Source organism: Mycobacterium gordonae (assembly GCF_017086405.1).
GTDB classification, from domain to species: domain Bacteria; phylum Actinomycetota; class Actinomycetes; order Mycobacteriales; family Mycobacteriaceae; genus Mycobacterium; species Mycobacterium gordonae_D.
The window spans coordinates 6,142,463-6,163,629 of sequence record NZ_CP070973.1 but is presented as its reverse complement, the minus strand read 5'-3'; the positions used below and the strand labels follow the sequence as shown (position 1 = coordinate 6,163,629).

8 protein-coding genes are annotated in these 21,167 nt (G+C 67.3%); 5 read left to right on the top strand and 3 right to left on the bottom strand.

From position 1 onward, the window contains the following. Positions 1 to 155: 155 nt before the first annotated feature. A complete protein-coding gene (locus tag JX552_RS26330) occupies positions 156 to 1,862 on the top strand; it encodes a PE family protein (RefSeq protein ID WP_205874726.1) in 1,707 nt (568 codons plus the stop codon). A gap of 42 nt (positions 1,863 to 1,904) precedes the next feature. Here the strand turns inward: JX552_RS26330 and JX552_RS26325 are convergent, their stop codons facing one another. After that, a complete protein-coding gene (locus JX552_RS26325; RefSeq protein ID WP_205874725.1) occupies positions 1,905 to 2,807 on the bottom strand; it encodes a LysR family transcriptional regulator in 903 nt (300 codons plus the stop codon). A gap of 106 nt (positions 2,808 to 2,913) precedes the next feature. Next, positions 2,914 to 4,092, bottom strand: a complete 1,179-nt coding sequence (locus JX552_RS26320; protein WP_205874724.1) for a CaiB/BaiF CoA transferase family protein — start codon at positions 4,090 to 4,092, stop codon at positions 2,914 to 2,916. Positions 4,093 to 4,342: 250 nt separating this feature from the next. Between JX552_RS26320 and JX552_RS26315 the strand changes: the two genes are divergently transcribed. Further along, positions 4,343 to 5,941 carry a PE family protein gene (locus JX552_RS26315; protein ID WP_205874723.1) on the top strand — a complete coding sequence of 533 codons (1,599 nt, stop codon included), beginning with the start codon at positions 4,343 to 4,345 and terminating at the stop codon, positions 5,939 to 5,941. Between the two features lie 130 nt (positions 5,942 to 6,071). Here the strand turns inward: JX552_RS26315 and JX552_RS26310 are convergent, their stop codons facing one another. Then, complete coding sequence (locus tag JX552_RS26310; RefSeq protein ID WP_205874722.1) at positions 6,072 to 14,636, bottom strand: PPE domain-containing protein; 8,565 nt, start codon at positions 14,634 to 14,636, stop codon at positions 6,072 to 6,074. 478 nt (positions 14,637 to 15,114) lie between these two features. Here JX552_RS26310 and JX552_RS26305 point away from each other — a divergent pair, with 478 nt between their 5' ends. The 3 genes from JX552_RS26305 to JX552_RS26295 all read left to right on the top strand — a co-directional run bounded on the left by JX552_RS26305 (position 15,115) and on the right by JX552_RS26295 (position 21,158). Then, positions 15,115 to 16,002 (top strand): LysR family transcriptional regulator, encoded by an 888-nt coding sequence (locus JX552_RS26305; protein ID WP_205874721.1) that lies wholly within the window; start codon positions 15,115 to 15,117, stop codon positions 16,000 to 16,002. A 126-nt stretch (positions 16,003 to 16,128) separates the two neighbouring features. Continuing rightward, on the top strand, positions 16,129 to 18,219 hold the full coding sequence (locus JX552_RS26300) for a PE family protein (protein ID WP_205874720.1): 2,091 nt from the start codon (positions 16,129 to 16,131) through the stop codon (positions 18,217 to 18,219). Between the two features lie 134 nt (positions 18,220 to 18,353). Beyond that, on the top strand, positions 18,354 to 21,158 hold the full coding sequence (locus JX552_RS26295; protein WP_205874719.1) for a PE family protein: 2,805 nt from the start codon (positions 18,354 to 18,356) through the stop codon (positions 21,156 to 21,158). The last annotated feature ends 9 nt before the right edge of the window (positions 21,159 to 21,167 follow it).

Here is a 21,167-nt window from a genome sequence, read left to right as displayed (position 1 = left end):
CATTCCCCGTGCCGGCGACGGACGGTGCCGGCGACGGGCGTCACGGTTGCACTAGACGCAAGATTCTATTCGGAATCTTCTACTGGAAGCGGATATCTGACTTCCCTACCGTAGTGGCAGGGCCCGCACGCATGAAACGGTTAGGGAGCGCGTCGATGTCGTATGTGATTGCAGCGCCAGAGATCATCAGCTCGGCCGCGTCGGATCTCGCTGCGATCGGTGTCGCGATCAGCGAGACCAACGTAGCGGTCGTGGGGCCCACCACCGCGGTTCTGGCGGCCGGCGCCGATGAGGTGTCGGCTGCCCTTGCGGCACTGTTCAGCTCCCACGGTCAGTGGTATCAAGCGCTCGGTGCTCAGGCGGCGCTCTTCCACGATCAGTTCGTCCAGCTCGTCGCGGCCGGCGCGAGCCGCTACTCGGCTGCCGAAGCTCTCAATGCCTCACCCCTGCAACAACTGTCGGATGTTGTGAACAATCCGGTGCAAACGCTCACGGGGCGTCCGCTGATAGGAAACGGCGCCGACGGCGCCGCGGGGACCGGACAGAATGGCGGCAACGGCGGGTGGCTGCTGGGCAACGGCGGTCGGGGTGGATCTGGCGGCGTTGGTCAGAGCGGCGGCAACGGGGGAGCGGCCGGTCTCATCGGCACGGGCGGCTTGGGGGGTGCCGGCGGAGCCGGCGCTGACGGCGCACCGGGCCAACCCGGGCAGGCCGGCGGCAACGGCGGCGCCGGCGGCGCGGGCGGATGGCTCTACGGGCTCGGCGGCCAGGGCGGGCTCGGTGGCAGCGGCGGTGCCGGTGGTGCCGCTTCCGTACCCGGTGCGGGCCAGGACGGCGGCAATGGCGGTGCCGGTGGGGCCGGTGGTACCGGCGGATTCCTGTTCGGGCAGGGCGGAGTCGGGGGCACCGGTGGCGACGGTGGCGCCGCCACCGGTGCCACCGCGAGCGGACCCGCCAGCGGCAGCGGCGGAACCGCAGGCAACGGCGGCGATGGCGGGCACGGCGGCTGGCTGTACGGGAATGGCGGCGCCGGTGGAAACAGCGGCAACGGCGGCTCATTCGTGCCGGACACCAGCGTCATCAGCGGGGCCGACGGCGGCAACGTCTACGTCAAGGGCGGTGCGGGAGGTAACGCCGGGCTGTTCGGCAACGGCGGGGCCGGCGGAAACGGCGGTGACGGCGGGACCGGGCAGTCGGCTACCGTGGCAACCGCCGTCAGTGGCGGAGCAGGGGGGAACGGCGCCGACGGCGGCGCGGGCGGGAACGGCGGCTTGATCTGGGGCGACGGGGGAGCCGGCGGCGTTGCTGGCAACGGCGGAAGCGGGGGTAACTGCGTCAATCCCAGTGGGCTGACGTTCAACGGGAACGGTGGCTTCGGCGGTTTCGGTGGTGGCGGCGGCAAGAGCGGTCTCATCGGCAACGGTGGCAACGCCGGCGCCGGGGGCGCCGGCGGCAACGGCGGAACAGGGGGCAATCAGGGTGGCGATGCCGGTCCGGGTGCCCTCGGCGGTTACGGCGGCGACGCGCAACTCTGGGGCAACGGCGGCGCCGGCGCCGACGGCGGTGCTACCGGTACGCCCGGTGCCGAAGGCGTGGTGTGGCAGACCAGTGTCGGCGGGGACGGCGGCCAAGGTGGATTCTTCTACGGCAACGGCGGCAATGGCGGTAGCGCGGGCGCCATACCGCTGGGCTTCGCGGCTCCGCTGAACAACGGTGTGGGCGGCCATGGTGGCAGTGCCCAGTTGTTCGGCAACGGCGGCGACGGCGGGGCCGGCGCTGGCGCCGGGCAGGGCGGCACGGGTGGCCCCGGGGGTCGTGGCGGTCAGCTGTTCGGTCGCAGCGGCGCCGATGGACCTGCCTAGCGCTTCCAATAGGCATGTGCCGCTAGATCTTTGTCTACGTGGCTAAGCGCTGAAATCCTGATCCGGTAGCCCACACGACGCTATCGCGGTGTCGCGGAACGCGGCGGCCGACGGCGGCAAGTACCGGTTGGTCATCCATCCGACGGCGATGGGCCGAACCAATTGTGGGTCGTCGACCGCGATCTCGACGATGTCCGGCGGCGGCGTCGCTGCCTTCGGCAGCACTCCGACGCCCAGTCGCGCCCCGATCAGACCGCGCAGGGTGGTGATGTCGGTGCCTTCGAAGGCAATGGAAGGCGTCATGTCATGGCGTGTGCACGCGTCGTCGAATATTCGCCGCAGCGTGTGGTTGCGGTCCAGGGCCACGAACTTCTGGTCGGCGAGCTCTTCGAAGCCGATCACGTCTCGGTGCGCCAACGGGTGGTCGCGGTCTACGACGGCGTAGAGCTGCTGAGTAAAGAGCTTGTGCCACTTCACCCCTGGCGATTCGTCGAAGGCCATGGGATAGCTGAGGCAGACGTCGATGACACCGGTGGTCAGATCATTGACCAGGGCGGGGCCGGCGCACTGGCGCAGTTCGAAGCGCGCCGCCGGGTGTTGATCGTGGTGACGCCGAATCAGCCGGGGAACCGTGGCCACCCCCAGCGAGACGAGGAAACCCAGGGCCACCGTCCCCGCGTCGACGCCCGCCAGCTGGCGCACGCCCGCGACGGCAGTCTCGAGGCTGCGTTGAGAGGCCAGGCTGGTCCGCAGGAAGGCTTCCCCGAATCGGTTGAGTTCGTTGGCCCGGCCGCGCCGGGTGAACAACTCCACGCCGATCTCGTGTTCAAGCATGGCGATGGCCCTGCTCACGGCCGATTGCGACACCGCCAGTCTTTCCGCGGCGTCGCGCAGCGTGCCGACCTCGGCGACCGTTTGGAAGTACCGCAGCTGATAAAGCTCCACGGGCTCAGATGGTAGTTGCGCGAGCGGCAATTACCAGCATAAAACGTTCGATTGAATACCAGGTCGGCCGATATGGCCGGGAGACGTTCGTCATGGTCGGCTTTCGTTAGGCGGTCTGACGCTCGGCCTCGAGACCGGCAAGCCACGAACGGATCTCGGTATTGTGCTCTCCGAGTCTGGGGGCACGAGTCCGGTAGGTCACCGGGGTGTCGGAAAAACTGATCGGGCTGGCTACCTGACGGCCCAGTGGTCCGTCGTCGTCGCGGCTCTGCCGGATCGGCTGCAACCCGAGACGGGACGCGTACGTGAAGGCTTCGGCGATGTTGTTGACCGCGCCCGCGGGAACGCCGGCATCGGTCAGGGCGGTGGTCCAGTCCCGGGCGGACCGCGCCGACAGCGCCCACTCCAGCCGGTCGCGCAGCCGCTCCCGATTCAACACTCTGGCCTCGTTGGTGCGGAATCGCACATCCTGTGCGAGGTCGCCCACACCCAAGACCTCACAGAGTCGACCGAATTGCTTGTCGTTTCCCACTGCCAGCACGATCATTCCATCGCCGGTGGGGTAGGTGTCGTACGGGACGATGCTGGGATGGGCATTTCCCATCGCCTGCGGGATTTTCTGCGCCAGAACATAACTGGCTGACTGATTGGCCAGTGCGGATAACAGCGTGGACATCAGGTTGATCTCCACGTGTTGACCCCGGCCGGTGCGGTCGCGCTCCCGCAGCGCCGACAGGATGCCTACCGTGGCGAACAGACCTGCCAACACATCGACGACGGCGACCCCGACTTTGGTGGGCTGGCCAGGATTCGGGCCGGTCACGCTCATCAGCCCGCCGAGTGCCTGGACGAGCAGGTCGTAGCCGGCCAGGTGCGCACCGGCATCCTGACCGAAAGCGGTTATGCTGCAATACACCAAGCCGGGATTGGTCTGCCGGGTCGTCGATTCGTCCAGACCGAACCCGGCCATCGTGCCGGGCCGGAAGTTCTCCACCAGCACATCGGCGTTGTCGGCCAGTGTCTTGGCCAGCCGCAGATCGTCGGCGTCGCGCAGATCCAGCACGACGCTGCGTTTGTTGCGATTGACGCCGACGTAGTAAGTGCTTTCCCCGTCGACATACGGAGGCCCCCAGGCCCGAGTGTCATCCCCGCCTCCCGGTCGCTCCACCTTCACGACGTCCGCGCCGAGGTCGCCCAGCGTCATCGTGCAGTACGGCCCGGCTAGCACCCGGGAGAAGTCCGCGACAAGTAACGATGAGAGAGGTTGATTTGCAGTGAAATTCATTGGCGGCCCAGCCAGGGTTTCATAACCGCGCTCCATTCTGCTCGCAACCCACGCTATCGGTGTGCGGTATCGAGCGTCTATCAGAAGCTTTTGTACAGAAGATTGTCTGAGGCGCAAATCAACACATCTGGAAAGTTTCTTCTGCCAGGTGCAACTGACCGTTCGGAACCTTGTGCTGGTCCGTGACGGTTGCCACGCCTAACGTTGAAGATGGTTGGATAGTCCTGTCGGTATGGCGGTGGCAAATACGATGTCGTTCCTCACTGTGTCGTCTCAGGTGGTGGCGGCAGCGGCCGCGGATCTGTCCTGGATCGGTTCAATTGTAAACGAAGCCAACGCAATTGCAGCCGAATCGACGACCGCGATCAGGGCTGCCGCTGCCGACGAAGTATCGACCGCGGTGGCCGCGTTGTTCGGTGTCCACGCCCGACAGTTCCACGCGGCCGGCGCGCGGGTGGCGGCTTCCTATGACATCTTCACGCAATGCCTCAGCGGCGGTGCACAGGCGTACGCGTCGGCCGAAACGGGCAGTGTCGCGCTGCTTCAGGAGTTGCTCAATGCCGTCAATGCACCGGCACAAGCGTTGTTGGGCCGCCCGCTGATCGGCGATGGTGCCGACGGGGAGCCCGGGACGGGTGCGGCCGGGGGAGCGGGCGGACTGCTGTTCGGCAACGGTGGTAACGGTGGGTCGGGCGGGAGCGGCCAGAACGGTGGCAGTGGCGGGGCGGCAGGCATATTCGGTAGAGGCGGCGCTGGTGGCGCCGGTGGTTCGTCCACCACAGGCGCCGGCGGCGCAGGTGGCCGGGGCGGGGCCGGCGCGGTGTTCGGCAGTGGCGGTGCCGGCGGCGGCGGTGGCAGCGGCCAGATCGACGGCGGGGCCGGCGGTCCCGGAGGGTTCGGTGGGCTGTTCGGCACGGGAGGCGCCGGCGGGATCGGTGGACTCGGGGTCACCGGCATCGGCGGATCGGGCGGGACGGGAGGGGTGACACCTCTATTCGGCCATGGCGCCGTCGGTGGCACCGGCGGTCTCGGCGTGACCGGTACCGGCGGTGCCGGCGGTGCCGGCGGCCACGGCGGCTGGATCTTCGGTACCGGCGGGTCAGGAGGTGCCGGCGGCGCGGGTCGCGTCGACGGCGGCGGCGGCGGGTCCGGGGCGGCCGCCGGCCTGCTGTACGGCGCGGGCGGGGTCGGGGGGACCGGCGGTACCGGGGGTGCGGCGGGCGGTGACGGCGGCGCCGGCGGTCGCGCCGGCTTGCTGGCGGGAACCGGTGGCGCCGGTGGGGCCGCCGGTGCCGGCCATCTCGAGGGCGGAACCAGCGGCGCTCTCGGCGGTACGGGCGGAGCCGGCGGTATGGCCGGCTTGCTCTATGGAACCGGCGGTGCGGGTGGTGCGGGCGGCATCGGTCATCTCCAAGGAGGGCCGGGCGGTGGCGGCGGTGATGCCGGCATCCTGTTCGGCGACGGCGGGGCAGGCGGAGCCGGTGGGGCCAGCGGCACCAGAGGGGGGACCGGCGGCGCCGGAGGTGACGCCGGGCTGCTCTACGGTTTCGGTGGCGACGGTGGCGTCGGCGGTTCGGGCGGGTTTGCCGCCCCCGGCGCCGGTGGCGCCGGGGGAGTGGGTGGCAGGGCCGGCCTGATCGGCCCGGGCGGGGACGGCGGTGACGGGGGGACCGCCGCATCAGGCGGCGGCGGGGTCGGCGGAGACGGCGGTGATGCGCGCCTGTTCGGCAACGGCGGCGACGGGGGCGACGCCGGCTACGGCCCGGCATTCGGTTGCGACGGCGGTGTCGGTGGAATCGGCGGGAAACTGCTCGGGTTGCGCGGCGCCAACGGACTGCCGACCCTCTAGCGGTGGTAGAGCCACTGGCGACGGGTCGCGCCGCCGAACCCTGAGAACGTGGTCAAGCGCGGTCGACCGGCCGCGCCACGGGCAGCCGGTCGGAGTGACCGCGTGCTACGGACGCCACTTCCCCTCGGCATCACCTGAAAAATCCCGAGTAGCTCCCGCTTCCGGAGTTGAAGAGGCCCGAGGAACTGCCGGTGCTGGAGTTGAAGAAACCAGATGAAGGACCGCCGGAGGAATTGAAGAATCCGGGCCGCTGCTGAAAGTCGAAGCCGAATGTGAAGGGGCCGAAGGTGCCGGTGCCGGGATAATCGAGAACTTCGTGGATGAGGTAATCGATGTTCGTCGGCGACAGCAGCGTGCTCTGATCGATCGTCCAGCCCCCGAAGAAGCCTTCCTTCACCTTCTGGTCTCCCGCGAAGATGACGTAGTGAATCTCGTCGATCGTGAACGACGCCTGGGTGATTTCTCCGATGGTGCCGGTAATCGGCACCGAGATGTCGCTGTGAATGTGGTAGCGGTAGGGGATCTCGGGAATTGTGATGTGGTAGCCGATTCTGGCCAGTCCCTCGTCATCGCCCTGCCACAAGAAGCCGTTGTTGTCACTGCCGGTGTTGAACGCGCCGGTGTTGACGTCACCACTGTTGGCAAAGCCAGTGTTGAAATTTCCACTGTTGAAGAAGCCGGTGTTGAAGTTGCCCGAGTTCAGCGCGCCGCTGTTGTGATCGCCGGGATTGACGCTTCCGGTATTGCCGGAGCCGGCGTTGTAGAGGCCGGTATTGGCGGTACCCGCGTTGGAGATTCCCATGTTGGAGATACCGGCGTTGAACAATCCGCTATTACTTCTACCGGTATTGCCGATGCCGATGTTGTTGGTGCCGGAGTTGAACAGGCCGAGGTTGCCGGTGCCGGAGTTGCCGATGCCGATGTTGTTGGTGCCGGAGTTGAACAGGCCGAGGTTGCCGGTGCCGGAATTCAGCGCGCCGAAGCCAATCTGGTTGTCTCCCGTGAGGCCGATGCCGATGTTTCCGGTGCCGGTGTTGCCGAAGCCGATATTGCCATCGCCGAAGTTGCCCAGACCCAGGTTGTGGCTGCCGGTGTTGCCCAATCCGATATTGCGCAGTCCCGCGGTGAGCAATGTGCCGGAGTTGCCGAACCCCAGGTTGTAGCTGCCGATATTGCCGCTGCCGACATTGAAGCTGCCGATGTTGCCGCTGCCGACGTCAAAGCTGCCGATGTTGCCGCTGCCGATATTGAAGCTGCCGATGTTGCCGCTGCCGAGATTCGCCAAGCCCGTGTTGACGCTGCCCAGATTCAGGGCACCGACGTTCGCCAGGCCGCCGTTGAGTGTTGTTCCCAGGGCGCCGTCGCGTAACAGTCCGGCCAGGTTGGCGCCGATATTGTCGATACCCGAGAGCTGCGCCGGCGTGGCGAACCCCAGAGGACTCGCGTTCGCCAACCCCGAGACGCTGTTGCCCCAGTTTTCCAGGCCCGACTGCAACGCCCCCACATTTCTCAGGCCCGAATTGCCCAGGCTTCCGAACGATATGTTCTGGAAACCGGAATTGTTGGCACCGGTGTTGAAGAAGCCTGACGAACTGCCGTCGCCGCTGTTCCAGAAGCCCGATGAATGCGGCGAAGAGTTGAAGAATCCAGGGGTTGCCGGAATGTCGAGGAGCGGAATGCGGATCGGGCCGAGGCCACCGGTTCCGGCGATCTCGATCACCGTCGAACCATCGGGGTTGCCGATGTTGAGCACCACCGCGGGATTGGATATGTCGAAGGCGATCTGGGAGAACTTGAAGGGGCCGATGAAGCCGAAGACCGCGCCGTCGAGTGTCTCGAAATAGACCGGGTCGGCACCAAAAGCCTGGATATTGGCGGGGGAGGAGGACACGGTGATGGGGATGTTGATCGGGATCTTGACGTCGAAGAATCCGGGTATTTCGGGGATCGTGATGGTGTAGTTGGCGCCGATCAGGCCCTGGGAGTCGGCTCGCCAGAGGACACCGTTGTTCATGTCCCCGGTGATGAACGCGCCGGTGTTGATATCGCCGGTGTTGGCTATGCCGGTGTTGTAGTTGCCGGTGTTGGCCACGCCGGTGTTGTAGTCGCCGGTGTTGGCGATGCCCGTGTTGGTGTGGCCGGTGTTGTAGGCGCCGGTGTTGTAACTGCCCGGGTTTGCCAAACCCGTGTTGAACCGCCCAGCGTTGAGCATCCCGGTATTGGCGATCCCGGTGTTGCCGACCCCGGTGTTGTTGCTCCCGGAATTGAAGAGCCCGAAGTTGCCGGTGCCGGAGTTGCCGATGCCGATGTTGTTGGTTCCGGAGTTGAACAGGCCGAGGTTGCCGGTGCCGGAATTCAGTGCGCCGAAGCCTATTTGGTTGTCGCCGGTCAGACCGATGCCGATGTTGCCGGTACCGGTGTTGCCCAGGCCGATGTTGCCCTCGCCGAAGTTGCCGAGGCCGAGGTTGTGGCTACCGGTGTTGGCCAGGCCGACGTTGCCCAGGGCCGCGCTGAGACCGGGTCCGGTATTGGCGAAGCCGACGTTGGAGGTGCCGATGTTGCCGCTGCCCAGGTTGAAGCTGCCGATGTTGCCGCTGCCGATGTTGAGGCTGCCGACATTTCCGTTGCCGATGTTTGCATCGCCGCTGTTGCCGAAACCGAGGTTCAGCTGACCGAGGTCGCCGAGGCCGACGTTGAAGACTGTTCGCCCCGCACCCTCGTGCAGGACACCGGTGAGATCTGTGCCGATGTTCGCCAGCCCGGAGAGATGCGCCGGAGCGGCAAAGCCGGCGGTCCCCGTGTTGAACAGGCCCGACACGGAGTTGCCCAGGTTGTACATGCCCGATTGCAGGGCTCCGAGGTTTGCGGCTCCGGAGTTGCCGAGGCCGCCTGTCGCGACGTTCTGCCAGCCCGAGTTGTTGGCGCCGAAATTGCCGAAGCCCGAGGAGCTTCCGGTGCCTTGATTGAAGAATCCCGACGACGGCCCGGTGGTCGAGTTGCCGAAACCCGGGGTTGCCGGAATGTCGATCAGCGGGATGCTGATGGGCCCGACGCCACTGGTGATGTCGATGTTGATCGTGGAACCGGGTCCGCCGATCAGGCCGGTCACTACGGGCAGGCGGCCGAGGATGGGTCTCGGAATGATGATCGGGCCCAGTCGGATGCCGAAAAGGCCGAGCACGTCGATAAAGAAGGGTGGCCAGGTGAACCCTTGGAAATCGATGCCCCCGAGATCGATGTCGATGGGGATGTTGACGGGCACGTTGAGGGTCATGTTCAGCAGCGGTATCTCAGGTATGAAGATGCCGGCGCGCAGGCCGATCAAGCCCTGGTAGTCCTGTTGCCAGAACAGGCCATTGGAGTAACTGCCGGTGTTGAACGCTCCGGTGTTGACATTGCCTGAGTTCGCCATGCCGGTGTTGAAGTTTCCTGAGTTGAACGAACCGGTGTTGTAGTTTCCGGTGTTCGCGATCCCGGTGTTGGTGTTGCCCGCGTTGCAGATGCCGGTGTTGTGATTGCCTGCGTTGAGCAGTCCGGTGTTGACGTTGCCGGAGTTGAAGAGGCCGGTGTTGTAGTTCCCGGCGTTACCGATCCCGGTGTTGCCGTCGCCCGAGTTGCCGATGCCGAAGTTGCCGGTGCCTGAATTGAACAAGCCGATGTTGTCGGTGCCCGAGTTGAACAGGCCGATGTTGCCGGAGCCGGAATTCAGGGCGCCGAAGCCGACCTGATGCGCTCCGGTGAGGCCGAAGCCGATGTTGCCGGTTCCGTTGTTGCCGAAGCCGACGTTGCCGGTTCCCGTGTTGCCTAACCCGACGTTGCCCTCACCGGCATTTGCGAACCCACTGTTGGCGGCGCCTAAGTTGCCCAGCCCGAGGTTGTCGCCGCCGAGATTGCCCAGGCCGATGTTGTGGGCGCCGAGATTGCCGAGACCGATGTTGAAGGAGCCGAGGTTGGCGCTGCCGACGTTGACGTTGCCGATGTTGCCGTTGCCCAGATTGAGGCTGCCCAGATTGGCGTTGCCGAGATTGGGTCCACCGTCGTTTGCGAACCCCACGTTGAAGTGCCAGGGGTTGTGCAGCACGCCCGACAGCCGGCTCCCGGTGTTCGCGATACCGGAAACATCGGCGGTGCTGGCGAAATTCAGCGTGCTGGTGTTGAGGATGCCGGAGACGGTGTTGCCGATGTTCGACATACCCGATACCAGTTCGCCGAGGTTCTTGACACCGGAAAGTCCGGCGCTGCCGGCGGCGATATTGAGGAAACCGGAGAGATTGCCTCCGGCGTTGCCGAAGCCCGATGTGCTGCCGGTGCCCGTGTTGAAGAACCCCGACGACGGACCGATCGTCGAGTTCCCGAAACCTGTGGTGGCAGGAGAGTCGAAGATCGGAATTCTGATCGGGCCGATGCCGCCGCTGCCGCCGATTTCCAGGACAGTTCCCGCTCCGCCGATGGTGCCGGCGATGCCGGGAAGGTCGAACCCGAGCGTCGGGATTCTGATGGGGCCGACCGTCAGCGCGCGCGTTTCCCCGGTACCGAGGATGTTGATGCTCGCGCTGTATTGCGGAAGCACGAAAGTCGGCACGACGATGGTGTCGAGCAGAAACTCGAACGGAATATTTATCGGTATTTTTATGTCGAGGTGCACCGGGATGGCGGTATTGGGAATCACCAGTCCGAGATCAATTCCGAACAAGCCCTGGTGATCTCCTCGCCAGAGGATCCCATTGGAGTAACTGCCACCGATCAAGGCGCCGGTGTTCACGTTGCCTGTGTTGGCCACGCCGGTGTTGTAGGCGCCGGTGTTGAAGCTGCCGGTGTTGTAATCGCCGGGATTGAAGTCGAGTGTGTTGAAGTTGCCCGCGTTGAAGCTGCCGCTGTTGTAGTTGCCGGTGTTGGCGATGCCGGTGTTGGCGATACCGGTGTTGAAGAATCCGGTGTTGGTGCTGCCGGTGTTGCCGATGCCGGTGTTGTAGTTGCCGGAGTTGAAGAAACCGAAATTGCCGGTGCCGGAGTTCCCGATGCCGACGTTGTTAGTGCCGGAGTTCAAGAGGCCGATGTTGCCGGTGCCGGAGTTGAGGGCGCCGATGCCGATCTGGTGGTCGCCGGTCAGGCCCACGCCGATATTGCCGGTGCCGGTGTTGCCGAAGCCGACGTTGTCGCTACCGAAGTTGCCGAACCCGACATTGTCAACGCCGGTATTGGCTAGGCCGATGTTGCCTAGACCCGCGGTCAGTGCGGGTCCGGCGTTGGCGAAGCCGATGTTTGAGTTGCCGATGTTGGCAAGACCGAGGTTGAAGTCGCCGATGTTGGCGCTGCCCAGGTTGAGGCTCCCGATGTTGCCGCTGCCGAAGTTGAGGTTGCCGATGTTGCCGCTGCCCAGGTTGAGGCCCCCGATGTTGGCGCTGCCGAGGTTGAGACCGCCGAGGTTCGCCGGTCCGGCGTTGACCACGGTGCCGTTGGCGCCGTCGCGCAGTAAACCCGCCAGGTCGGTGCCGACGTTCTGAAACCCGGAGAGGTCGGCCGGCGACGACGTTCCGAGCGGGCTCGCGTTGGCCCAACCCGAGATACTGTTGCCCAGGTTGGACATGCCGGATTGCAGTGCGCCGATATTGGCCAGACCGGAGTTTCCGAAGTCGATATTGCGGTAGCCCGAGTTGTTGGCGCCGATGTTGAAGAAGCCCGACGAGGTACCGGTGCCGCTGTTGAAGAACCCGGAGGACGGTAGAGCGGTCGAGTTTCCGAAACCAGGTTGGCCGCCGAAGCGGACGATCGTCCAATCGACGGGGCCGATGCTGGCGAATCCGGTGATGTCGATCGACGTCTTGGGTCCGCCGATGAGGCCGTGTGGAGCCGGTACCCCGGGCGGATAGCCGACCACCACTTGGGGAATCTCGAGTGCGTTGACGACACCGGTGAAAGCCGGCACCGGGCCGATGCCGACGGTGAAGCCGAACGGAATGTTGGAAATGACCATCCCGCTGTAGATGGCGTCGGTGACCGTGGAGGTGATCGGGATATTGATGGGAATGGTTCCCACCATGTGCAGAGGGATCTCGGGTATGCGGATGGTGTAGTCAGACCCGTTGAGACCCTCGGAATCGCCCCGCCAGAAGAATCCGTTGCTGGTCCTTCCGGTGTTGAAAGCGCCGGTGTTGATGTCGCCGGCGTTGGCGGTGCCGGTGTTGTAGTTGCCGGTGTTGGCCAGGCCGGTGTTGTAGTCGCCGGTGTTGGCGATGCCGGTGTTGGTGTGGCCGGTGTTGTAGGCGCCGGTGTTGCCTGCGCCGGGGTTACCCAGGCCGGTGTTCAGGGTGCCCGTGTTGAGCAGGCCGGTGTTCGTTACGCCGGTGTTGAGCAGGCCGCTGTTGCGCGCGCCGGAGTTGAACAGGCCGAAGTTGCCGGTGCCGGAGTTGCCGATGCCGATGTTGTTGGCCCCGGAGTTGAACAGGCCGATGTTGCCGGTGCCGGAGTTCAGCGCGCCGAACCCGACCTGGTGGTCGCCGGTCAGGCCGATCCCGAGGTTGTTGGTGCCGGTGTTGCCCAGACCGATATTGCCGTCACCGAAGTTGGCCAGACCGATGTTATGGCTGCCGGTGTTGGCCAGCCCGATGTTGGCCAGGCCGGGGCTCAGTAGCGGGCCGGTATTGGCGAAGCCGACGTTGGAGTCGCCGATGTTGGCGCTGCCGATATTGAAGTCGCCGATGTTGGCGCTGCCCAGGTTCAATTTGCCGAGGTTGGCATTGCCGAGATTGAGGTCGCCGATGTTGCCGAAGCCGGCGTTGAGTTGGCCGAGGTCGGCGAGGCCTGCGTTGAACAGGGTGCCGGTGGGACCGTGCAGGACACCGGCGAGGTTGGCGCCGATGCTGGCCACACCGGCGAGGCCGGCCGGTTGGTCAAGGCCGGTGGTGCCGGTGTTGTAGAAGCCGGATATCGAGTTGCCCAGGTTGACGACGCCTGATTGCAGCGCGCCAACGTTGCGTAGGCCCGAGTTGCCCAGCGCCGCGGTTGACACGTTCTGCCAGCCGGAGTTGCCGCTGCCGAGGTTGCCGAACCCCGAGGCGCTGCCGGCGCCGGTGTTGAAGAACCCCGATGACGGACCCGTGGTGGTGTTGCCGAAACCGGGGCCGCCCGGAATGTTCAGGATGGGTATCGTCCGACCTTCGAGGGCGCCGGCGAAAGTCATTGCGATCGCGGTGGTCGGTCCGCCGATATTGATCGTCACGACGGGCAGGGTGAGGGAGGACGTGGGAATGTTGAGCGGTCCCAGGTAGAAAAACCCATTCAGAAAAGACGTCTGCGAGTAGTAGTAGCCGGGGATGGTGACGGTATTTCCGCCGAATTGCTCTACCTCGTTGATCGGGATGCTGTAGTTGAAATTGATCGGCACCGTCGGAATAGAAATCGCCAGGTTGATTCCGACCTGGCCGTGGTTGTCGCCGGTGACGAACATTCCATTGTTGAAACTGCCCGAGTTGAAGGCGCCGGTGTTTAGGTCCCCCGAATTGAACCATCCGGTGTTGTAACTGCCGGTGTTGAAGTCGCCACTGTTGTGACTCCCGGTGTTGAAGCTGCCCGTGTTGACGTCGCCGGTGTTGCAGAGTCCGGTGTTGTAACTACCCGGATTGACGAAGCCGGAGTTGACGGCGCCGGCATTGAGAATCCCGGTGTTGTAGTTGCCGGCGCTGATGAGGCCGAGATTTCCGGTGCCGGGGTTGGCGAACCCCCAGTTTCCGCTGCCGGCATTACCGATACCGACGTTTCCGTTGCCGGAATTGAAAAAACCTAGGTTGTTCGTGCCGGAATTGAATAGGCCGACATTGCCGTTTCCGGAGTTCAGACCGCCGAACCCGATCTGATTCGCGCCGGTCAGTCCGATGCCGATGTTGCCGGTGCCGGTGTTGCCCAACCCGATGTTGGCCATGCCACTGTTGGCGATACCCAGGTTGTTCATCCCGGCGTTGCCAAAGCCGATATTGCGGTCGCCTAGGTTGGCTGGGCCGAAGTTGTCGTTGCCCCGGTTGCCGGTGCCGATGTTGTTGCTGCCGAGGTTGCCGCTGCCGAAGTTGCCGTTGCCCAAGTTGCCGCCGCCGAGGTTGTCCGCGCCGATATTGGCGAGACCTACTCTGCCGAACGTGCTCAGCGGGTTTGGCGAATCACTCGGTCCCAGCAGGCCCAGCAGGCTGTGCACCCTCCCGGCGTCCTGCAGTGCCGCGGCCGCCGCTGACGCCCCCGCGTGGTAGTCGAACATGGCGGCCACGTCCTGGGCCCACATCTGCTCGTAGTGGGCTTCGGCCGCGGCGATCGCGGCAGTGTTCTGGCCCAGGAAGTTTGAGCTCACCAGTGACACGATTCGGTCGCGGTTGACGGCGATGAGCGCCGGGTGCACCGTCGCTGCCTGCGCCGCTTCGAACGCGGCTGCCGCAAGCTGGGCCTGGGTGGCCGCCCGCTCAGCTTGTGCGGCAGCCGAATGCAACCAACCGAGGTATGGTGTGGCCGCGTCGGCCATGGCCGCCGACGCCGCACCCTGCCACGTCGACCCGGTCAACTCGGTGGTCACTACGGCAAAGGAGGCCGCAGCAGAACCCAGCCGGTCGGCCAGCCCCGCCCAGGCCCCCGCCGCCTGGCGTATCGTCTCTGTGCCGGCACCGAGATACATTCGCGCCGAGTTGATTTCGGGCGGGAGCACCGCAAAACTCATCACACCGTCCTCACCTGATCCGAGGTCCTCACCTGATCCGAGGCCGTGACCATGGGTCGAACCAGGAGTCCTGGTGAGCACTGACGCCGCCACGGAGCGGGTGGTCTTCGGTCTGCGTTGTCAGCGAAACACCTCGCCCGCAGGGGAATTCGTGGCGGGAGTTCGCTGGTACGGTCACGCTAGGCGGCATGCGATATCTGCGTCTAGCAGAAGGTTGCGAACAAACTCTTGCGACAGACGCAAGCGGAAGATGCAGACCTATGTTGCGCAGTGCGCAAGATAAGTTCAAAAAGCTTCTACTGGACGCGATGAATGACCGTGGATAGCGTCGGCTCGAACGCACGCACAACGAAGGCCGACTGATGCGAACACAACGCAGATTGCTTCCTGGTCGCCCGGGCCCGAGCCGCCCCGTGGCGAGTTACCTTGCGGTGCAGGCACCGTGGCGTGTTGCGACCGGTCCAGGGTGGTGATTTGCGTGGAACTGTACCAACTGCGCTATTTTCAGACTGTCGCCGAAGTCGGGACACTGCGCGACGCCGCGGAGAAGTTGGCGGTGTCCCAGTCGGCGGTCAGCCGGGCAGTTGCGTTGCTGGAGCACGAGATCGGCGTCGAACTGTTCACCCGGCGCGGTCGGGCCAACGAACTCAACAAGTTTGGGCAGGCTTTCTTGCGGGCGACCCTGGCCGCTCAGCGCAACCTCGAGACGGCGGTTGCCAAGGTGCGTCAGCTCGCTGGCGTCGACGGCGGCACGGTGACCCTGGGATTTCTGAATTCGCTCGGGGTGGCCACGGTGCCGCGGTTGATCCGCCGCCACCACGACCGTCATCCCGGTGCCCGGTTCGAGTTGCGCCAGCGGGCGGGGCCGGCCCTGATCAGTGAGCTGGCCAACGGGGTTATCGACGTGTGCCTGAGCTATCCGCTGCCGTTCGACGAATCGCCCGGCGTGAAATGGCATCCGCTGTTCACCGAACGGCTCTACGCCGTGGTCGACCGGACCCATCCGTTGGCCCACCGGGAGATCGTCGGTTTTCAGGAACTCGCCGACCAACCGTTCGTCGCCCTCGACCGGGACCACACGCTGCGCAGAATCTTCGACGACGCCTGCCAGCGCCATGGCGTCACCCCGGAGATCGCGTTCGAGGGCACCGATATCACCACCCTGCGCGGCTTGATTGGGGCTCGACTGGGCGTCGGCCTGCTGCCCAGGGCGGCTGTCCCGTCGCCCGACATCGTCGAAATCGCGGTCGACGACCACCAATTGGTTCGGCCGATCGCGGTCGGGTGGATGACCAACAGATATCTGCCGCCGTCAGCTGCCTCATTTCGTGACACCGCGATCGCTGCGTGTGGGCTGCCCGAGTGAACAGCCGACTCGTGCCAATTGCGTGGAACGCAACGGTGTGATCGCAACCTTCTGCTAGACGATGCCTCCCGCGCCGCTTAGCGTCGGCATACCGCCCGAGGCTGTTCGTCGAGTGGAGGTAGGTCGGTGTCGTTCGTCAGGGTGAATCCGGAGTTATTGGCCGCCGCCGCTTCAGATCTGGGTGGAATCGGGTCGACTGTGGGCAGGGCTTATACGGCGGCGGCCGGGCCGACCACATCGCTCGCCGTCGCGGGTGCTGATGAGGTATCTGCTGCGATCGCAACGTTTTTCGAGGATCACGGGCGCGAGTTCCAGGCAATGAGTCGGCAGGCGGCACAACTTCACGACCGGTTCGTCGCGGCACTGAGTGCGGGTGCGGGGGCCTACGCCGGTGCTGAGTCGTCAAGTGCCGGACCGCTGCAGGGTCTGCTAGATGCGGTGAACGCACCAACGCAGATCCTCCTGGGGCGCCCGCTGATTGGCGATGGGGCCGACGGGGTGCCAGGGACTGGGGCTGACGGGGGCGCGGGCGGGTTGTTGTTCGGTAACGGTGGTGACGGCGGGTCGGGCGCCCCGGGCCGCAACGGCGGGAGCGGCGGTGCGGCGGGACTGATCGGCAACGGAGGAGTGGGGGGAACCGGAGGCGTTGGCGCAGCCGGGGGCAATGGTGGAACCGGTGGCGGCTTCTGGGGCAATGGGGGATCGGGCGGGTCTGGCGGCGCCGGCGGAGTGGGTGGCCGGGGCGGGGTGGCAGGGCTGGTGGGCTCCGGTGGTGTTGGCGGCTACGGGGGCACCGGAGCGGCCGCCGGCAGTGGCGGTAACGGTGGGTTGCTCTACGGCAACGGCGGCAATGGGGGCACGGGCGGTGCCGGTGCGGCCGGCGGTCAGGGCGGCACCGGTGGGGGTCTGATCGGTAACGGTGGCGACGGAGGCCAGGGTGGGGCTGCTTTGGCGGGTATGCATGGCGGGACCGCCGGACGCGGCGGCGACGGCGGCAACGGCGGCGGCCTGATCGGCTCGGGCGGCGCCGGCGGCGTCGGCGGCGCCGGCCTGGCCGGTTCGGATGCCGTGAACCCGACGGCTGTGCCGAATTCCGCGGTCGGGACGCCGGGGCAGAGTTACCAGGGCAGCAATCCCGCTGCCGGCGGAAACGGCGGCCCTGGTGCCGCCGGTGTGGGGAGTGGCGAGAGCGGTGGCGCCGGTGGTCGGGGCGGCGATTCGACTGCGACGGACTACCTCTCGCCTGGAACAAGGGGTGGCGCCGGAGGTAACGGTGGCGATGGCGCAGCCGGTGGCGGCAACGGTGGCCCAGGGGGTGCCGGGGGGCTCGGCAGCACGAACGGCGTCGGCTCGTACGGCAACGGGGGCAACGGCGGCAACGGCGGCAACGGCGCCGGTCCCGGCGGTGCGGGTGGGGCAGGCGGTGCCGGTGGCGATGCCGTTGGGTCGCAGGGGGCCGCATACGCCGGCATTGGAGGTGGCGGTGGCAACGGCGCGTCGACCGACATGGTCGCCGGCGCTGGCGGCACTGGCGGCCCAGGCGGCAACGGAGGGCACGCCGGTCTGCTGATTGGCAATGGGGGTGCCGGCGGCGTCGGCGGGACGGGTGGTGTCGGCGGCACCGGCGCCGCGGGTGGTGCCGGCGGCGCCGGAGGGGCCGGTGGCACGGCCACTGGCGACTGGGCGGCCCATGGTTACCCCAATGGCGGTCCGACTACCTCTGGCGGTCAGGGCGGTAATGGCGGTGACTCGCTTTCCGCTGGCGGTGGTGGCGGCACCGGCGGCCTCGGGGGCAACGGCGGAAATGGTGGCCGGCTCTTCGGATTCGGTGGAGTCGGTGGGGATGCTGGCAATGGCGGAGCAGGTGGCGTTGGCGGGACCGGCGGAGCGGGAGGAGCCGGCGGGCAGGGTGGTAGCGCCGGGGTTGGCACCGCGGACGGGCTAGGCGGTGACGGTGGTCCGGGTGGAAACGGCGGGAACGGCGGGGATGGTGGGAGGGGCGGTTCGCCGGGGTCCACTGGCGGTTCCGGGGGTTCGGGTGGGTTGATCGGGCTGGCGGGCGAGGCCGGTAGCAGCGGCGTTGGTGGCGCCGGAGGCGCCGGAGGCCACGGCGGCGCCTACGGCCCGGGCGGCGGAGGCGGCACCGGGGTCTTTGCCGGCAGTCAGGGTGCCCTTGGCCTGCAGGGCGAAGACGGGGCGCGGGGGCAACACGGCTGACGAATACCTTGCATATTGCGCAAGGAAATGTTCGGAAAGTTCTGCTGGACGCGACTATCGCAGCTGCCTACCGTCTGTGCTGTGACCCGGACCACATCGCCCGCGGTCGGTTTCAGCTGTTGGGAGGCAAGTCAATGTCGTTTGTCAGCGTGGCGCCTGAAGTCGTAGCGGCGGTGGCCGGAGACCTCGCCGGTATCGGATCGGCGATCCAGGAGGCCAGCGCAACGGCGGCCGGCCCGACCACTCTGCTGGTTTCAGCGGGAGCCGATGAGGTGTCGACGGCCATCGCGGCGTTGTTCGGCGGCCATGCTCAGGGCTTCCAGGCGGCCAGCCGGCAGGCGGCGTTGTTCCACGACCGGTTTGTGGCCGCGTTGAGTGCGGGCGCCGACTCGTACGCCGGTGCCGAGGCTCTCAACGTCGGTCCACTTCAAGGACTTCTGAACGCGGTCAACGCGCCCACGCAGACGTTGCTGGGCCGTCCCTTGATCGGCAATGGTGCTGACGCGGCACCGGGCAGTGGCGCCGACGGCGGCGCTGGTGGGTTGCTGGTCGGGAATGGCGGGGCCGGCGGCTCCGGCGCCCCCGGGCAGAGCGGGGGCAACGGCGGGGCCGCCGGGCTGATCGGCAGCGGCGGTGTCGGCGGCGCCGGGGGCGCAAGTGCCGCCGGCGGTACTGGTGGCGCGGGGGGCCTGCTACTCGGCAACGGCGGCGCCGGCGGTGTGGGCGGAGTGGGCGCATACTCCCCAGACGGCATCGCCGGGCCGGGGGGCATGGGCGGCCGGGGCGGGGCCGGCGGGCTGGTCGGAATTGGCGGGGCAGGTGGTGCCGGTGGCACCGGCGGCTGGTCCGACGGCTTCTCAGGTACGGGCGGCGCCGGCGGGGGCGGTGGGTTCGGAGGCACCGCCGGGCTGATCGGAACTGGCGGGGCAGGTGGTGCTGGTGGCACCGGCGGCGGGTCTGGCGGCAGCGAAGGCACCGGTGGCGCCGGCGGGTCCGGTGCGGTCGGAGGCGCCGCCGGGCTGATCGGATCCGGTGGCGCCGGCGGGCTGGGCGGGTCCGGTGGATTCGGCATCCAGGGTGGCGATGGCGGCAATGGTGGCCAGGGCGGCGCCAACGGCCATCTCTACGGCAACGGCGGCATCGGCGGAAGCGGCGGTGGTGGCGGAGGCGGTTACTTCGCAGGCGGCGGCGGGACCGGCGGCGACGGGGGCGCGGCTCGGCTCTTCGGTGTCGGCGGTGCGGGCGGCACAGGCGGAGTCGGGGCATCCTCTCAAAACGGTGCTGCCGGACCCGGTGGAGCCGCCGGGGCCGGCGGTGACGGCGGTTTGTTGTGGGGTGCCGGCGGCGCCGGAGGGGTCGGTGGCGTCGGTGGTTTCGATCGTGACGGAAACGCGGCCGCATCCGGCTTCAGCGGTAACGGCGGGGCCGCGGGCTGGTGGGGACGTGGGGGCGACGGTGGAGCGGGAGCGCTGGGCTCGGCAGGCGGCAATGGCGGTCGCGGCGGCCTGTTCTTCGGCGACGGCGGAGCGGGCGGCCAGGGTGGGGCCGGTGCGAATGGCGGCCACGGCGGCAATGGCGGTCGGGTGCTCGGCGACGGTGGTGACGGCGGTCAGGGCGGATCGGCACAGGCCGGTATCAACGGCGGCGCAGCCGGGCAGGGCGGGGACGGTGGCAACGGCGCGACTTGGTTCGGTTCGGGCGGCGACGGCGGTCGCGGGGGCGCGGGTTTGGTCGGTGCGGCTGGTGTGAACCCGACATCAATTCCTAATTCGGCGACCGGCGCGGCCGGGGCGACTACCGGTAGTCCGTCCGAACCTGCAGCCACTCCCAATCCGGCCGGCAACGGGGGAGATGGACCGCAGGGAAGCGCCGGGCAGGACGGCGGCGCGGGCGGTGCCGGCGGCAGCATCTTCTCGCCGGGTGACCCGCAGAACATTGCGATTGGCGGCAACGGCGGCAAGGGCGGTGACGCCGTCGCCGGCGCTGGCGGGATCGGTGGTAACGGCGGTGCCGGCGGGGCGGGCGGGTACGCCCAGGCCGACGCTTTCGCCGCGATCGGGGGTAATGGCGGCAACGGCGGCAGTGGCGCCGGATCCGGCGGTGCAGGGGGAGCCGGAGGCACCGGCGGTTCGAGCGCAGGGGGGTCAACCGCTGCCGAAGGCTGGGCCTCCTCCGGTATTGGCGGCGATGGTGGGAACGGCGCCACGAGCGGCATCTCCGGCGCCAATGGCGGGACTGGAGGCGCTGGCGGTAACGGCGGCAACGCCGGCCTGCTCATCGGCAACGGCGGCGCCGGCGGGGCCGGGGGGATCGGCGGTGTCGGAGGTGCCGGCGCCGCCGGTGGTGCCGGCGGAGCGGGCGGATCCGGCGGCGTTGCCACTGGCACTTACGAGGCGTACGGATACCAACACGACAGCGACCATCGTTCAGGCGGTCTCGGCGGCAATGGTGGTGACTCGCTGTCCAGTGGCGGCAACGGCGGGTCCGGCGGTTCTGGCGGCCATGGGGGCAACGCGGGTCAGTGGCTCGGTTTCGGCGGCGCCGGGGGTGCCGCGGGTGCGGGCGGGGCCGGTGGTATCGGCGGGGCCGGCGGTGCCGGCGGGGCCGGCGGCCATGGCGGTAACGCCGTGAGCTCAGGAACTCCCTCCCAAGCATTCGGGGGCGACGGCGGTGGCGGCGGTGACGGCGGGGACGGCGGGAGCGGCGGCGACGGCGGCGCTCCTGGGCTCACCGGCGGTACCGGTGGGCGAGGCGGTCTGATCGGGCTTGCCGGTGGTCACGGAGCTGCCGGCATGGCCGGTGCGCCAGGTCCGGGCGGGCCCGGTGGAGCGTTCGGACTCGGCGGTGATGGCGGCACGGTGAGCACCGGGGGGAACCCCGGTGGCGCGGGTGCCGACGGCAAGGCGGGTGCTGACGGAAGTGCCGGCCAACCGGGCTGACGACCACTG

Coding starts and splice junctions, on each gene's coding strand:
- JX552_RS26330 (WP_205874726.1), top strand. CDS start 156: ATGTCGTATGTGATTGCAGCGCCAGAGATCATCAGCTCGGCCGCGTCG.
- JX552_RS26320 (WP_205874724.1), bottom strand. CDS start 4,092: ATGAATTTCACTGCAAATCAACCTCTCTCATCGTTACTTGTCGCGGAC.
- JX552_RS26315 (WP_205874723.1), top strand. CDS start 4,343: ATGTCGTTCCTCACTGTGTCGTCTCAGGTGGTGGCGGCAGCGGCCGCG.
- JX552_RS26310 (WP_205874722.1), bottom strand. CDS start 14,636: ATGAGTTTTGCGGTGCTCCCGCCCGAAATCAACTCGGCGCGAATGTAT.
- JX552_RS26295 (WP_205874719.1), top strand. CDS start 18,354: ATGTCGTTTGTCAGCGTGGCGCCTGAAGTCGTAGCGGCGGTGGCCGGA.